The following is a 14,074-nucleotide window of genomic DNA, read 5'->3' as shown; positions in this document are numbered from 1 at the left end:
AGGCGGCGCCGCCGACACTGCGGCCGCTGCGCAAGCGGTGGGAGAATCGACGCGTGCGCACCCTTCTCAACATCATCTGGCTGATCTTCGCCGGCCTCGCCCTGTGGATCGGCTACGTGCTCGCCGGCATCCTCTTGTGCATCCCGATCATCACGATCCCGTGGGCGATCGCGTCGTTCCGCATCGCCAACTATGCGATCTGGCCGTTCGGCCGCGAGGTCGTCGCCAAGCCGACGTCGGGAGTCGGCTCCTTCCTGGGCAACGTGCTCTGGGTGGTGCTCGCCGGGTGGTGGCTCGCGATCGGACACATCCTGTCTGGCATCGCCCTGTGCATCACCATCATCGGCATCCCCCTCGGGATCGCCGACTTCAAGATGGTCCCCGTCTCCCTCATGCCGCTCGGCAAGGAGATCGTCTCCACACGCCGCGGAGCGTTCGACCGCACGCTCTGACGCCGTCAGGAGCGGAAGAACGACACCCCCAGGTCCGGGTGGTCGACGAAGACCCCGTCGACGCCCGTGGCCGCGATCGCACCCCATTCCGCCTCGTAGTCGCCGAACGCCGCCTTCCCGCCGCCCGCCCTGTGCTCCGGCGAGAGGAAGGCGTTCTCGGGACGGCAGGTCCACGTGAAGACCTTCAACCCCCTGGCATGGGCGTCCGCGACGATCGTCGACCCCCGCGCCAGCAGCATCCGCTTGTTCACGCTGATGCCGTCGACCCGGCCGACCAGCGCGTCGAGGCCGCGCGGCGTGACGGTCGCCTTGTACGACACGGCGTGCGGGCCGTGCGCGACGACCTGATCGTACGGGCGCCCCGCTGCCTCGATGAGGTACACGTACGACGCCGCGACGCCCCGGTCGCGCAGCTCGCCCAGCACGGTCGACTCGAAGCTCTCGATGACGAGCGGCAGTGCGCCGTCCGCCCATCCCGCCGCACGCAGGTCGCGCTCGATGAGCGGGGCGAGCTCGATGCCGACGGACGAGAAGTACGTGGCGTGCTTGATCTCCAGCACCACCCCGATCTCACGTCCGTGCTCCGCCGAGCCCTCGCGCACGAGGTCGAGCACATCCACCAGGCGGAGCATCGGCTGCGCATCGTCGAAGCTCGCGCTCGACCGCCGCAGTTCGGGAAGCCGCTCACGCGTGCGAAGCGTCGCGAGCTCCTCCCACGTGAAGTCCTCGGTGAACCACCCCGTGAGGGCCTGCCCGTCGATGCGCTTGGTGGTCTTGCGATCCGCGAACTCCGGATGCTCTGCGACGTCGGTCGTGCCGGAGATCTCGTTCTCGTGCCGGACGACCAGCACGCCGTCGCGTGTGGCCACCACGTCTGGTTCGACCGCATCGACCCCCATCGCGAGGGCGAGCTCGTAGGAGGAGCGGCTGTGCTCCGGACGGTAACCGGGGGCACCGCGGTGCCCGATGACGAGGGGGGATTTCCTGGGCACGCTCACAGCGTAGAGCACCCCTCGGCTGTGCTCGCGCGGGTATCGTAGAGGAAAGCGACCTACAACCACTTCGGAGTGAGGCCCAGCATGAGCAATTTCGCGTTCAACAATCCGGCGTTCCAGCAGCAGGATCCGCGCAACGTCGCGACCTACCCCGGCAACCCGCAGGCGGCTCAGGGCGCACAGGCCGCCTCGTTCCAGCACGCCGGCGTCGACGCCGCCGTCAACGCGCAGCTGGAGGGCATGTACGCTGCTCCCCCGGCCGGCGCCATCGAGACCGACCGCATGACGGTCGAGGACACGGTGTGGAAGACCGCAGCGCTGTTCGGCATCCTCCTCGTCACGGCCGCGATCGGCTGGGTGTTCACGCTCGGCGGCCTCGCGGTTCCGCGCTTCGACCCGTACAGCGACTTCGCCCCGAACCTGCTCCCGTGGATGATCGGCGCGCTCGGCGGCTTCGTGCTCGCCATGGTCGTCACCTTCACGTCGCGCAAGAAGGTGCGCCCCGCGCTGATCTTCGCCTACGCGGCGTTCGAGGGCCTGTTCGTCGGCGGCATCTCCGCCTACTTCGAGGTGCTGTGGCCCGGCATCGTGTTCCAGGCCACGCTGGCCACCGTCTCGGTCGTCGCGGTCACCCTCGCCCTGTTCGCGAGCGGCAAGATCCGCGCCTCGGCCCGCATGACGAAGATCGTCATGGTCGCGATGCTCGGCTACCTCGTGTTCTCGCTGCTGAACGTCGTGCTCATGTGGACCGGGGTGAACCAGAACGCGTTCGGCCTGCTCAGCGAGCGCCCGTTCCTCGGCATCCCGCTCGGCCTCATCATCGGCGTGCTCGTCGTGCTGATGGCCGCGTACTCGCTCGTGCTCGACTTCGACCAGATCCAGCAGGGGGTGCGCAACGGCGCTCCGCGCACGTACGGCTGGCTCGGCGGCTTCGGCATCATGGTCACGATCGTGTGGCTCTACATCGAGATCCTGCGGATGATCGCGATCGCCCGCAGCAACTGACCTCTCGAGCTCTTGAGAAGGCCCGTCTCCGGTGGAGGCGGGCCTCTTGCCACAACCGGACCACCCACCGCAAGGGGGTGTCGCACACGGCCAGGAAGGCGCAGAGTGGTGGTCATCGAAGCCCTGTACCTCAGGGCTCCAGACACAAAGGAGCTGAAATGAGTTTCCTCGCCTTCCTGCTTCTCGGCCTCATCGCCGGTGCAATCGCCAAGCTCATCCTTCCCGGCCGCCAGGGCGGCGGGTGGTTCGTCACTCTGCTCCTGGGCGTCGTCGGAGCGATCCTCGGTGGATGGCTCGGAAGCATGATCTTCGGCGTCGGCCTTGAGAACTTCTGGGATCTGTCCACCTGGCTTCTCGCCATCGGCGGCGCGATCATCGTGCTGCTGATCTACGGTCTCATCGTCGGACGCGGAGACCGCGTGCGCGAGTGACCGCGCTCGTCCGTCCTCTTCGGCGGTGCACACCTCCGAAGGGGGCGGGCCCCCTCTACCGGCCGGCGGCCTTCTCCTGCAACAGTGCGCGTTCGCGTTCGTTGCCGGCGAGGGCCGCCGCCGTCGCGAATTCGCTTCGCGCCTCCTCCTCACGGCCGAGGCGCCGCAGCAGTTCGGCCCTCGTCGCCGGGAGCAGATGGTATCCACGCAGGCTCCCCGATTCGACGAGCGCGTCCACGATCCGCAGGGCCGACGCCGGCCCCGTCGCCATCGCGACGGCCGCCGCACGGTTGAGCTCGACGACCGGCGACGGCGCGATGCGGCCGAGCGCCTCGTAGAGCAGCACGATGCGGTCCCAGTCCGTCTCCTCCACGGATGCCGCGACGGCGTGGCACTCCGCGATCGCCGCCTGCAACCCGTAGGCGCCGCGCCCGCGGCCGAGAGCATCGGCTGTCGCCAGAGCAGCACGACCGCGGGCGATCCTGCCGCGGTCCCAGCGTGAGCGATCCTGGTCCGCGAGCAGCACGGGGTCGCCGTTCGCGTCCACGCGCGCCGGGAACCGCGCCGCCGTCAGCTCCATCAGCGCGAGCAGACCGTGCACGTCGCGCTCGCGCGGCATGAGAGCAGCCAGCACCCGAGTGAGCCGGATCGCCTCCACACCGAGTTCGGGCCGCATCCAGTCCGAACCGCTCGATGCCGCATGGCCCTCGTTGAAGATGAGGTAGAGCACACCGAGCACGGCGCCCAGCCGCTGTGCATGCTCCTCGCGCGGAGGAAGCTCGAACGGCACCCCAGCGGCCGACAGCGTCTTCTTGGCGCGCACGATGCGCTGCTGCACCGTGGCGGTCGGCACCAGGAACGCACGCGCGATCTCCTCGCTCGACAGGCCCCCGACGACACGCAGCGTCAAAGCGACCTGCGCCTCTTTGGACAGCACGGGATGACAGGAGATGAAGATCAGCCGGAGCACGTCGTCGTCGATCGCGTCGGGATCCCACGGCAGAGACGCGACCGCCTCGTCCTGTTCGCGCTCGAGGTCATGCGCGATCACGGCGATGCGGTCGGCCAGGCGCTCGCGCCTGCGCCAGCCGTCGATCGCCTTTCGCTTGGCCACGGCCGTGAGCCACGCGGCGGTGTTACGCGGCACGCCCTCGGCGGGCCACTGGGCGAGCGCGTCGACGAGGGCCTCCTGCGCGAGGTCCTCGGCGAGACCGAAGTCGCCGACGAGGCGCGTCAGCGTCGCGACGATCTTCGCCGACTCGATGCGCCACACGGCCGCGACGGCGCGCTGCGCCGCCGCGGCATCCGGATGTGCGGTCATGTCACTGCCGGGCGCGGCGCGCCTCTTCCTCTTCGCGCCACCCGGCCTCCTTCTGGATCCACTCGTTGTCGGCGGGGAAGTCCTCGACGCCGGTCACTCGACGCACCTCCAGGAACGAACCCGGTCCCAGCGGAGCGCGGCTCGCCCATTCCGCCGCCTCTTCGCGCGTCGCGACCTCGATGATCCAGAAGCCGTTGAACAGCTCCTTGGTCTCGCCGTAGGGACCGTCGGTGATCAGCGGCTTCTCCGCGCTGAAGTCGACGACGAAACCCTCGGCGGCGTCCGTCAGACCCTCGCCGGCGACGAGCACGCCGGCCTTGATCATCGACTCGTTGTACTTGCCCATGGCCTCGATCACCTGCTCGAACGGCATGTCCTTGTATGCCTCGACCGCCTCGTCGGTCGCGCGCATGATGAGCATGTACTTCATGATGTGTCTCCTCCGTGTAGGGGCCGTCCTTCGACCCTCTCACTGAAGACGTCGAACGGGAATGCGCCGGATCGACAACGTCGCGGAACTTTTTCCTAGACTCCTCGCATGACCGCGCTCTCCGACAGCATCCGCCTCGCCCTGCGAGAGGCCGCCGACCCGGCGATCGCCCCCGGGCAGCAGGCGTACATGAAGTCGCAGATGCCGTTCCTCGGCGTGAAGGTGCCGGTGGCGCGGCGCACGGCCAGGCAGCTGGCGCGAGGGACGTCGGACGCCGGCGACCTGCGTGCGAGCGCGCTGGACCTCTGGCGCGGCGCCACGCATCGGGAGGAGCGCTACGCCGCGAGCGAGCTGATGTCTCTGCGGCCGGTTCGCGGCCGGCTGGACATGATGGACGTGCACGAGGAGATGATCCGCACGGGCGCATGGTGGGACCATGTGGACGAGGTGTCGCACCGCCTCGCCGAGACTCTCGACGCCCACGCCGAGGCGCTCTCGCCCGTGCTGCTGAGCTGGGCGCGCGACGACGACCGGTGGATCCGACGCGCGAGCATCATCGCTCAGCTCGGGCGCCGCGAGCGGACGGACGTCGAGCTGCTCGTCGGAGTGATCGCTCCGAACCTCGCCGACGGAGAGTTCTTCATCCGCAAAGCGATCGGATGGGCGCTGCGCGAGTACGCCAAGACCGACCCCGACTGGGTGATCGCCTTCGTCGCCGCCCATCAGGGCGAGCTCAGCGCACTGACGCGCCGCGAGGCCCTGAAGCATCTGGCAGCGACGCCCGGCTAGCGCCGAGACCCCCGCACAGCGCCCGAGCCCCCCGCCTGTTCGCGCGAACGGGCGGGGGTCTCGGCGGCACGTGGGAGAGTCGGCGCGATCAGCGGATGCCGCGCCTCACTCCCACTCGATGGTCCCCGGCGGCTTCGAGGTGACGTCGAGCACGACGCGGTTGACGTCGCGGACGCTGTTGGTGATGCGGTTCGAGATCTTCGCCAGCACGTCGTAGGGAAGGCGGGTCCAGTCGGCGGTCATCGCGTCTTCACTGGAGACCGGACGCAGCACGATCGGGTGCCCGTAGGTGCGGCCGTCGCCCTGCACGCCCACGGAGCGCACATCCGCGAGCAGCACGACGGGGCACTGCCAGATCTCCTGGTCGAGTCCGGCCTTCGTGAGCTCCTCGCGGGCGATCGCGTCGGCTTCACGCAGGATCTCCAGGCGCTCCCTCGTCACCTCGCCGATGATGCGGATGCCGAGGCCGGGGCCCGGGAACGGCTGGCGGCCCACGATCGCCTCGGGGATGCCGAGCTCGCGGCCGATCGCGCGGACCTCGTCCTTGAACAGTGCCCGCAGCGGCTCGACGAGCTCGAAGTCGAGGTCGTCAGGAAGGCCGCCGACGTTGTGGTGCGACTTGATGTTCGCGGTGCCCGCACCGCCGCCGGACTCCACGACGTCGGGGTAGAGCGTTCCCTGCACGAGGAACTTGACCGGGGCGCCGCCCGTGGCCTTCGCCTCGTCGACGAGGTCGCGCTGCACCTTCTCGAACGCGCGGATGAACTCGCGGCCGATGATCTTGCGCTTCTCTTCGGGGTCGGTGACGCCCTTGAGGTGGCCGAGGAAGGTGTCGGCGGCATCGACCGTGATGAGGCGGACACCGGTGGACTCGACGTAGTCCTTCTCGACCTGCTCGCGCTCGCCCTTGCGCAGCAGCCCGTGGTCGACGAACACGGCGGTGAGCTGATCGCCGATGGCCCTGTGCACGAGTGCCGTCGAGACGGCGGAGTCGACGCCGCCGGAGAGCGCCGAGATGACGCGGGCGTCGCCCACCTGCTCGCGGATGCGCTCGATCTGCTCGGCGATGACGTTGCCGCTGTTCCAGTCGGAGGCGAGCCCTGCGCCCTTGTGCAGGAAGTTCTCCAGCACCCGCTGCCCGTGGTCGGAGTGCTTCACCTCGGGATGCCACTGCACGCCGTAGAAGCGTCGTTCCTCGTCGGCGAAGGCGGCGACCTTGGTCGCTTCGGTCTCGGCCAGTACCTCGAACCCCTCGGGCGCCTTCGAGACCTGGTCGCCGTGGCTCATCCACACGTTCTGCTTCTCGGGCTGGCCGCCCAGCAGCGTGCCGCCGTCACCCGAGATGACGGCATCCGTCGCCCCGTACTCACGGAGCCCGGTGTGCGCGACCTCGCCGCCCAGGGTCTGGGCCATGTACTGGAAGCCGTAGCAGATGCCGAGCGTGGGCACCCCGAGATCGAAGACCGCGGGGTCGAGGCGCGGAGCGCCCTCCTCGTAGACCGACGAGGGACCGCCGGAGAGGATGATCGCGACCGGGTTCTTGGCCGCGATCTCTTCGGCCGTCGCGGTGTGCGGCACGATCTCGCTGTAGACACCGGCCTCACGCACCCGGCGTGCGATCAGCTGCGCGTACTGCGCGCCGAAGTCGACGACGAGCGCTGGGCGCTGCTGGGTCTCGGTCTTCTCTGTCACCGGACACCTTTCGTGGTTGAGGTCGGAGTCTCGCCGGTCGCCCCGGCGGAGGCGGATGCCGCGTCGCCGCGCTCACGGGCTGCGAGGTAGGTCTTCACCTCACGGGCCACGATCGCCTCCATGAAGAAGGACAGGAGCGGGATCACGCCGCCGAGGGCGAGCATGATGAACCGCACGAACGGCCAGCGCATGAGGCTCCACACGCGGAAGCAGGCGAAAAGGTAGACGACGTAGAACCAGCCGTGCGCGATGAGGATGCCCAGCGAGAGGTTCAGCCCATCGCCGGTGGACTCCAGGCCGTCGGCCCCTTCGACGACAGGGGCGAACCAGAGCGGTCCTCCGGAACCGCCGGCGAAGAGTTCGAGGTGGATCGGCGTGTACTTCAGCACCATCTCGGCCACCAGCAGGAGCAGCATGACACCGGTGATGATCGACGCGATCTGGTAGAACTTCAGCGCACCGCGGATCGCCGGAAAGCTGGCGACTTTCGGTTCGGGCATGCCCCCAGTCTAGTCGTCGCGGCTCACACGCCGTTCCGGGCGTCCGGCGACGGCGGGCGCGCGATCAGCAGCTCCCCGCTCCCCTCCGCGACGAGAGCTCCGGCGGCATCCGGGACGAGCACTGTGGAACCGGAACCGAAGCGCTCCCCCGCCACGGCGACCTCGCCGCTGCGCACCAGGATCACCGCGAACCCTCGACCGATCGTCGCACGTCGGTGCACGGGCAGGCGCTCCAGCCGGAAGTAGGCCTCGGCGTCGGCGGGGAGCACGGAACCGGCCTCGGGCGACCGCCGCACCAGCCCGCCCAGCTCCTCTCGCGACCGCGCTCGAAGGTTGACAGCGGCGAGCGCGAGCTCGAAGCCCAGCCCGAGGTGCCCCTGTGCGGCGCCGTCGATCGCGAAGTCGCGCCATTCGAGGAGGATGGAGAGATCCTCCGGCTGCTGCAGCTCCAGCAGCAGCACGCCGGCTCCGATCGCATGCAGCTCGCCCGGCGGCACCCAGACGACGTCGCCCGGGGCGACGTCGATACGATGCAGCAGCCCGAGCAGCCCTTCGACGTCCTGCGACGTCACGAGCGCTGCGATCCGCTCGTGCGTGACGTCCTCACGCAATCCGAGGTGCACGACGCCTCCGCGCAGGATGTACCAGGCCTCGGCCTTGCCGTGCGCGGCACCCAGGTGTGCGGACGCGAACTCGTCGTGGGGGTGGGCGTGCACGGGCAGCCGCTGGCCGGCGTCGAGCAGCTTCACCAGCAGGCGCGTATCGGCGCCCCACCGTTCGGCGTGCGCTGCCCCGAGCCATGCCGCCGGGTGGCCGGCGACCGCGTCGCGCAGCAGCGTGCCGTCGGGGAGGGCCGTGAGGCCGAGCCTCTCCTCTCCCCTGACCGTCGTCGTCGACGCGACCCAGTCCTCCGGCTCGTACTCGGCGCCTACCGGCTCTCCGCGGAGCGCTCCGAGCTGCGCGCCGCCGCGGTAGAAGCGCCGCGGCGGACGGTTGGACGCCAGGTGCACGGGCTTCACGCGCTCGTCTCTTTCACCCGAACGGCGCCCGCGAGGAAGCCGCCGACGAACGTGTCGCCCAGCCCCACTGTGGTCGGTGTCTCGACGTCGAGCGCGTATGCGGCGACGCCGACGGCGTCCGCGTCACGACGCTCGACCTCGGCGACGAGCGCGACCCCGCCTCCGTGCCGCGGCATCGACGCCGTGAGGTCGACGTCCGCTGCCGAGAAACCGTCGCCCAGCCGGTAGCGGGTGGCGGCGACGCGTACTGCGCTGTCGAGCGCCTCCCGGTGCCGCTCGGCATCCGTCCCCACCGCGATGGCCCAGTACCGCGTGTGCACGACGAGCACGGATGCGGGGACGACCGTGCGCACGTCCCGCAGCGCGGATACCACCTCGGCGGGGTCGAGCAGGTCGACGGACCGTCCGAGGTACTCCTGCAGCTCGTCCTCGTTCATGCCGTACACGTCGATCCGGCCGAGCAGGCGTCTGCGCACCGTCTCGGCGAACGAGCGGGTGTAGAACCCGGCGTCCTCGTAGTAGACGAGCGCCTCGGCGGGGAGCTCGCGCATGGCATCGTGCAGGGCGTCCAGGCGGCTCTCGAGCAGATCTCTGTCCTGCATCGTGTTGAAGCCGGAGATGAGGAAGACCTCGGCCGTGCGAAGCGTCTGCGCAAGCTCGTCGGCGAGCAGCATGCGGCGGTTGGGCGGATCGTTCGCGAAGATCAGCCGGTTGGCGCCGTGCGACTCGATGTGGGCGTCGACGAGTCGCACACGTGCGCCGGCGGGATACTGCACGATGAGGTGCGGATCGAGCGTGTCCTCCTCGGCGGAGCAGATCCACGAGATGGTCTTCGGCAGCAGTCGGCGCACCGTGTCGTCGATGCTCACGAGGTGCTGCACGCTGGGGATGCCGAGCGCGTCGAGCGCAAGCCCCGCTCGCACGCCCGTGCCGCCGAGGGTCACCGCATGGTCGAAGTGCGCCGTGAACTGCTCGACGACCTCGGATGACGAGACGAACCTCTCGCCTCCGGTACCCGCTGCCACGAAGGCGAGCACGGTCACGAGCAGACTCCGCTCGTCGGTGATCGGCGACGTGGTCGTCAGCTCCGCGGTCCGGATGCCGTGCTCGCGTGCGAGCCGGCCGATGACCTCGGCATCCCAGACGAGCTCGTAGTCGACGGTGCCGCCGAGTCCGAGCACGATCGTTCCGTCCACGTCGCCGATCCTCCTTCCGCGCCTGCGGCTCAGTACAGTCCGGCCTTGCCGTCAGCGCCGAACAGCTCGATCTTCTCAGCCGCGGTGACCTTCATCGCCGCGATCGGCTCGGGCTGGATGGCGTTGGGCTCGCGCAGGCGCTCGTCGGTGCCGAGCACCTCGCGCATGCGGTTGTGGTACGAGACCTTGATGTCGCTGGAGATGTTGATCTTGTTGATGCCCAGTTCGACCGCGCGGCGGAGCTCGGAGTCGGGGTTGGCCGAGCCGCCGTGCAGCACGAGCGGGATGCCGACCGCGGCCTTGATCTCCTGCAGCAGGTCGTGACGGAGCTCAGGGTTCTTGTCGCTCGGGTAGAGACCGTGCGAGGTGCCGATGGCGATCGCGAGGCTGTCGACCCCGGTCTCCTCCACGAACCGCACGGCGTCGGCGGGATTGGTGTAGATGATCTCCGCGGCGCCTGCCTCGCCGTAGCTGTCGTTGGCGCCGATCGTGCCGAGCTCGCCCTCGACCTGGATGCCGACGGCGTGCGCCGCCTCGACGACCTTGCGCGTGAGTGCGACATTCTCCTCGAACGGCTGGAGCGAGGCATCGATCATCACCGAGGTGAAGCCCGCGCGGATCGCCTGGATGATCTGCTCGTAGCTGCCGCCGTGGTCCCAGTGGATCGCGACGGGAACGCTCGAACGGTGCGCGCGGGCGTGCATCGCGGGGATCAGGTCGGTCGTGATGTGCGAGACCTCGTCGGGGTGGATCGCGATGATGACCGGAGCGGCCTTCTCCTCGCTGATGTCCATGATGCCGTTGAACATCGCCCAGTCGCTGATGTTGAAGGCGGGGATTGCGAAGCCGTTCGCGTTGGCGACGTCGAGGATGGACTTGCCGGTGTAGAGCACTGTTGATTCTCCTGTGTGGGTGGTGGTCGTGGGGCCGGTCAGCTCTTCACCGAGCCGGCGGTGAGGCCGCTGATGAAGTAGCGCTGGAAGAAGAGGAAGAGCACGAGGACGGGCACGGAGCCGAGCACGCTCATCGCCATGATCTGGTTCCACTCGTAGGAGTGCTGACCCATGAGCAGCTGGATGCCGATCGGCACGGTGCGCATGTCGACGGTCTTCGTGAGAGTGAGGGCGAAGAGGTACTCGTTCCACGCGATCATGAACGTGTAGATGCCGATGGAGACGATCCCGGGCACCGAGATCGGCACGAGCACGCGCCACAGTGCGGTCATCGAGCCGGCGCCGTCGACGCGCACGGCCTCGTCGAGCTCGCGCGGCAGCGTGTTGAAGTAGCCGGTCATCATGATGATCGCGTACGGCAGCGTGAACACCATGTAGGTGAGGATGAGCCCCGGGTAGGAGTTGTAGAGCCCGAGCGCGACCATGAGGCCGAAGTACGGGATGAGGAGCGTGATGGGCGGCACGGCCTGCACGCTCACGATGATCACGTTCAGCACCCGCTTGCCGCGGAACTCGAAGCGGCTGAAGGCGTACGCCGCCTGGATCGCCACGAGCAGCGTGAGCAGCGTCACGGCTCCTGCCACGATGTAGCTGTTCGCGAAGAACCGCATGGTCTCGGCATCCGAGAAGATGGCGATGTAGGCGTCGAACGAGAACGTGTCGGTGATCAGCCGCGGCGGCAGCTCGAAGATCTGCGTGTTCGACTTGAACGAGCTCGACAGCATCCAGAGCACCGGTCCGCCGGCGAAGACGGCCCCGATGAGGAGACCTGCGATCACGCCGGTTTTGGCGATGCGCCGCCGGCCCTGCACGGTGAGCGCCATGTCAGTCCCTCGCCTTCTGATGACGGACGTAGAAGACCGCCAGGATCATCGACATCAGCAGCACGAGTACCGCCGAGGTCGCCGCGAGCGAGAAGTCGTACTTCGCGAACGCGAGCTTGTACGTGAAGGTGCTGAGCACCTCGGTCACATCGATGGGCCCTCCGCCCGTGGTCATCCAGATCAGCGCGAACTGCTGCGATGTCCAGATGAGGTCGAGCAGCACGAGGCTGACGATGATGGGCCGCAGCTGCGGGATGGTGACGTTCCAGAACCGCTGCCGGGCGTTGGCGCCGTCGACGGTCGCCGCCTCGTACAGGTCGGACGGGATGCCCTGGAGGCCCGCCAGCAGACTCACCATGAAGAACGGGTATCCGGCCCAGATGTTGATGAACGTCACGGTCCCCAGGGCCAGCTGCGGGGATGCGAGCCACTCGATGTCGGTGTTGAGCAGGAAGTTGATGACGCCGTTCGGGGCGAGGAGCATGCGCCACAGCACCGCGATGACCGCCACCGTGAACAACCAGGGCAGCACGTAGATCGCCCGGAAGACGCTCCGCGACACCCGGCTGAGAAGCGGGCTGTTCAGCAGCATCGCGAAAGCCAGGCCGAGCACGAGGTGGGCGAGCACGCTCACCAGGGTGAAGACGAGCGTGTTGCCCGTGGCCTTCCAGAAGCCGCCGTCGGACAGGATCTCGATGAAGTTCGAGAGGCCGACGAACTGCGAGTTCTTCTTGAGGATGACATTGTCCTGGAACGAGTACCCGATGACCATGACGATCGGGACGATCATCAGGACGAGCAGCAGGAGGACGGTCGGCGAGAGGAACGCATAGGACTCGGCCGTGCGGCGCAGCTGGCGGCGCCGGCGGGCCGGAGCGACACCGGTGACGATGATCTCGGTGTCGAGGGGTGTTCGCACGCTCATGGAACGGGGGCTTCCTTGGTCGGGTGGGGTGCCGCGCCGCGACGCGACGCGGCACCCCCGGGGTCAGGACGGGACGGGACTCAGAACTCCCCTTCCCACTCCTCCTGCGCCTTCTTGAGCGCGTCGGGGATCGACTGCTGCCCGTCGAGCGCCGACTGGAGCTGCTCGCCGAACTGGCGCATGAGCTCCTCGGCCACCGGCAGTCCGGTGAACTCGTTCGCGGGGTATCCGGCCTTGTAGATGTCGAACGCGGTCTTGAAGAGCTCGTCGTCGTTCACGAAGTCCGGCACGGATTCCGTGTTGCCGGGGAACGCCTTCGCCATGGTCGACAGCTGGGAGTTCACGTCCTGGCTCATCAGGAAGGAGACGAGCTTGAACGCCGCGTCCTTGTGCTCGGAGTTCTCGGCCACGCCGATCCCCCACGACGCGTACGGGATGCCGCGCTCACCGTCGTAGCCGTCCTCCGCGGGGATGGCGGAGATCGAGAACGCCAGGTCGGGGTTCGTCTCGCGGATGAGGTTGATGTGCGCGAGGGAGTCGATCATCATTCCGACGCGACCGTTCGTGAACTCCTCGACCTTGTCCTGCTCCTTCATGGTGAACGAGCCCGAAGCGATGACGCCGGAGTCCCAGAGGTCGCCGATGTACTCGACCGCCGAGGTCACGTCGTCGTTCGTGAGGTCGGGCTTGCCGTCGTCGAGCATGGAGCCGCCCGACGCCCAGACCCACGACATCACGTCGTTCTGGATGCCGTTCGGCGCCTCGAGCGAGAGCGGAAGCACCCACCCCGACACGTCGCCGCCGAGCGCGGACACCTTGGCCGCGGCGTCCGCGAACTCGCTGCGCGTGGCCGGCGGGGCGGACACGCCCGCCTGCTGCAGCAGGGCGTCGTTGGTGAACATCGGGTAGACGAAGTTGACGACGGGGATCATGTACGTGCTGCCGTCGACCTTGATCTGGCTGGCCAGCTCGCTGTCGTCGTAGTCGTTCTCCTTCATCAGCGCGGTCAGGTCGGCGATCACGCCCTGCGAGGCGAAGTCGTTGACCCAGGCGCCGTCGAGTCCGACGACGTCGGGCATGGTTCCGGATGCCGCTCCGGCGAAGAGCTGCTCCTTGGTCGACGCGTACGGACCGCTCACCAGGTCGACCTTGATGCCGGGGTTCTGCTCTTCGAACGTGTCGATGAGCGCCCGGAACTCACCGTCGGGGAGCTCGGGCTCCCACCACTGCGCGAACTCGATCGTGACGTCGCCATCCTCGTCCGAGCCGGAGTCACCGGCCGCGCAGCCCGCCACTGCCAGAACGGTCACGGCCGCAGTCGCCGCGCCGGCGAGCTTCAGGGTGCGCCGCCGCCCTCGTCCCACTGTGATCATCGCTTCTCCTCTTCGAGATGTGCCACACCGCGCGTTTCAGTTGCTTATTCGTGCGGTTTTACGCCATGTTATGCAAGGAATTGCAGGATCGTCAAGTCGTCACTTCGTCTCGATTCGGTAAACCCCGCTGTTCCCACGGCGATCTCGTACGATCTTCACGGGCAGTCAT

Annotated in this window: 15 protein-coding genes; 4 read left to right on the top strand and 11 right to left on the bottom strand. The window is 68.3% G+C overall.

What is annotated here, in order from left to right:
- Positions 1–53: 53 nt before the first annotated feature.
- Positions 54–452, top strand: coding sequence for a YccF domain-containing protein (locus AB663_RS08020; RefSeq protein ID WP_067197745.1), 399 nt, complete (start codon positions 54–56; stop codon positions 450–452).
- A 5-nt stretch (positions 453–457) separates the two neighbouring features.
- Here AB663_RS08020 and AB663_RS08015 read toward each other — a convergent pair whose 3' ends face one another.
- Positions 458–1,444 (bottom strand): glycerophosphodiester phosphodiesterase family protein, encoded by a 987-nt coding sequence (locus AB663_RS08015; RefSeq protein WP_067202402.1) that lies wholly within the window; start codon positions 1,442–1,444, stop codon positions 458–460.
- 87 nt (positions 1,445–1,531) lie between these two features.
- Here AB663_RS08015 and AB663_RS08010 point away from each other — a divergent pair, with 87 nt between their 5' ends.
- Together AB663_RS08010 and AB663_RS08005 are read left to right on the top strand one after the other, a co-directional pair.
- Entirely contained in the window at positions 1,532–2,452 is a 921-nt protein-coding gene (locus tag AB663_RS08010; protein ID WP_067197744.1) for a Bax inhibitor-1/YccA family protein, read from the top strand.
- A gap of 158 nt (positions 2,453–2,610) precedes the next feature.
- The gene (locus tag AB663_RS08005) at positions 2,611–2,883 is read left to right on the top strand and encodes a GlsB/YeaQ/YmgE family stress response membrane protein (RefSeq protein WP_067197742.1); all 273 of its coding nucleotides are present in this window, start codon (positions 2,611–2,613) and stop codon (positions 2,881–2,883) included.
- 55 nt (positions 2,884–2,938) lie between these two features.
- Here the strand turns inward: AB663_RS08005 and AB663_RS08000 are convergent, their stop codons facing one another.
- Together AB663_RS08000 and AB663_RS07995 are read right to left on the bottom strand one after the other, a co-directional pair.
- Positions 2,939–4,204, bottom strand: coding sequence for an RNA polymerase sigma factor (locus AB663_RS08000; protein WP_067197740.1), 1,266 nt, complete (start codon positions 4,202–4,204; stop codon positions 2,939–2,941).
- Between the two features lies 1 nt (position 4,205).
- The gene (locus AB663_RS07995; protein ID WP_067197739.1) at positions 4,206–4,634 is read right to left on the bottom strand and encodes a YciI family protein; all 429 of its coding nucleotides are present in this window, start codon (positions 4,632–4,634) and stop codon (positions 4,206–4,208) included.
- 108 nt (positions 4,635–4,742) lie between these two features.
- Here AB663_RS07995 and AB663_RS07990 point away from each other — a divergent pair, with 108 nt between their 5' ends.
- Positions 4,743–5,423 (top strand): DNA alkylation repair protein, encoded by a 681-nt coding sequence (locus tag AB663_RS07990; protein WP_067197738.1) that lies wholly within the window; start codon positions 4,743–4,745, stop codon positions 5,421–5,423.
- Positions 5,424–5,528: 105 nt separating this feature from the next.
- Here AB663_RS07990 and guaA read toward each other — a convergent pair whose 3' ends face one another.
- The 8 genes from guaA to AB663_RS07950 all read right to left on the bottom strand — a co-directional run bounded on the left by guaA (position 5,529) and on the right by AB663_RS07950 (position 13,905).
- On the bottom strand, positions 5,529–7,115 hold the full coding sequence (gene guaA / locus AB663_RS07985; protein WP_067197735.1) for a glutamine-hydrolyzing GMP synthase: 1,587 nt from the start codon (positions 7,113–7,115) through the stop codon (positions 5,529–5,531).
- On the bottom strand, positions 7,112–7,615 hold the full coding sequence (locus AB663_RS07980) for a DUF3817 domain-containing protein (protein WP_067197733.1): 504 nt from the start codon (positions 7,613–7,615) through the stop codon (positions 7,112–7,114). Before AB663_RS07980 ends, guaA begins: the two co-directional genes overlap by 4 nt.
- A gap of 23 nt (positions 7,616–7,638) precedes the next feature.
- Entirely contained in the window at positions 7,639–8,634 is a 996-nt protein-coding gene (locus AB663_RS07975; protein ID WP_067197732.1) for a class I mannose-6-phosphate isomerase, read from the bottom strand.
- Positions 8,631–9,830, bottom strand: coding sequence for an ADP-dependent glucokinase/phosphofructokinase (locus tag AB663_RS07970; RefSeq protein WP_067197730.1), 1,200 nt, complete (start codon positions 9,828–9,830; stop codon positions 8,631–8,633). Before AB663_RS07970 ends, AB663_RS07975 begins: the two co-directional genes overlap by 4 nt.
- A 29-nt stretch (positions 9,831–9,859) precedes the next feature.
- Entirely contained in the window at positions 9,860–10,723 is an 864-nt protein-coding gene (locus AB663_RS07965) for a ketose-bisphosphate aldolase (protein ID WP_067197727.1), read from the bottom strand.
- Between the two features lie 38 nt (positions 10,724–10,761).
- Positions 10,762–11,607 (bottom strand): carbohydrate ABC transporter permease, encoded by an 846-nt coding sequence (locus tag AB663_RS07960; protein ID WP_067197725.1) that lies wholly within the window; start codon positions 11,605–11,607, stop codon positions 10,762–10,764.
- A 1-nt stretch (position 11,608) separates the two neighbouring features.
- Positions 11,609–12,532 carry a carbohydrate ABC transporter permease gene (locus AB663_RS07955; RefSeq protein WP_067197723.1) on the bottom strand — a complete coding sequence of 308 codons (924 nt, stop codon included), beginning with the start codon at positions 12,530–12,532 and terminating at the stop codon, positions 11,609–11,611.
- 80 nt (positions 12,533–12,612) lie between these two features.
- Entirely contained in the window at positions 12,613–13,905 is a 1,293-nt protein-coding gene (locus AB663_RS07950) for an ABC transporter substrate-binding protein (RefSeq protein WP_067197721.1), read from the bottom strand.
- Between the last annotated feature and the right edge of the window lie 169 nt (positions 13,906–14,074).

The sequence above is a fragment of the Microbacterium sp. XT11 genome (assembly GCF_001513675.1).
In the GTDB taxonomy this organism is placed as follows: domain Bacteria; phylum Actinomycetota; class Actinomycetes; order Actinomycetales; family Microbacteriaceae; genus Microbacterium.
Note: the sequence above shows the minus strand (reverse complement) of the source record. Positions and strands in the feature narration are given on the sequence as shown.

What these genes read in the sequence shown, in the direction of transcription:
- AB663_RS08005 (WP_067197742.1), top strand. Translation starts at nt 2,611, where the DNA reads ATGAGTTTCCTCGCCTTCCTGCTTCTCGGCCTCATCGCCGGTGCAATC.
- AB663_RS07995 (WP_067197739.1), bottom strand. Translation starts at nt 4,634, where the DNA reads ATGAAGTACATGCTCATCATGCGCGCGACCGACGAGGCGGTCGAGGCA.
- AB663_RS08000 (WP_067197740.1), bottom strand. Translation starts at nt 4,204, where the DNA reads ATGACCGCACATCCGGATGCCGCGGCGGCGCAGCGCGCCGTCGCGGCC.
- AB663_RS07960 (WP_067197725.1), bottom strand. Translation starts at nt 11,607, where the DNA reads ATGGCGCTCACCGTGCAGGGCCGGCGGCGCATCGCCAAAACCGGCGTG.
- AB663_RS07990 (WP_067197738.1), top strand. Translation starts at nt 4,743, where the DNA reads ATGACCGCGCTCTCCGACAGCATCCGCCTCGCCCTGCGAGAGGCCGCC.
- AB663_RS07980 (WP_067197733.1), bottom strand. Translation starts at nt 7,615, where the DNA reads ATGCCCGAACCGAAAGTCGCCAGCTTTCCGGCGATCCGCGGTGCGCTG.
- AB663_RS08010 (WP_067197744.1), top strand. Translation starts at nt 1,532, where the DNA reads ATGAGCAATTTCGCGTTCAACAATCCGGCGTTCCAGCAGCAGGATCCG.
- AB663_RS07955 (WP_067197723.1), bottom strand. Translation starts at nt 12,532, where the DNA reads ATGAGCGTGCGAACACCCCTCGACACCGAGATCATCGTCACCGGTGTC.
- AB663_RS07950 (WP_067197721.1), bottom strand. Translation starts at nt 13,905, where the DNA reads ATGATCACAGTGGGACGAGGGCGGCGGCGCACCCTGAAGCTCGCCGGC.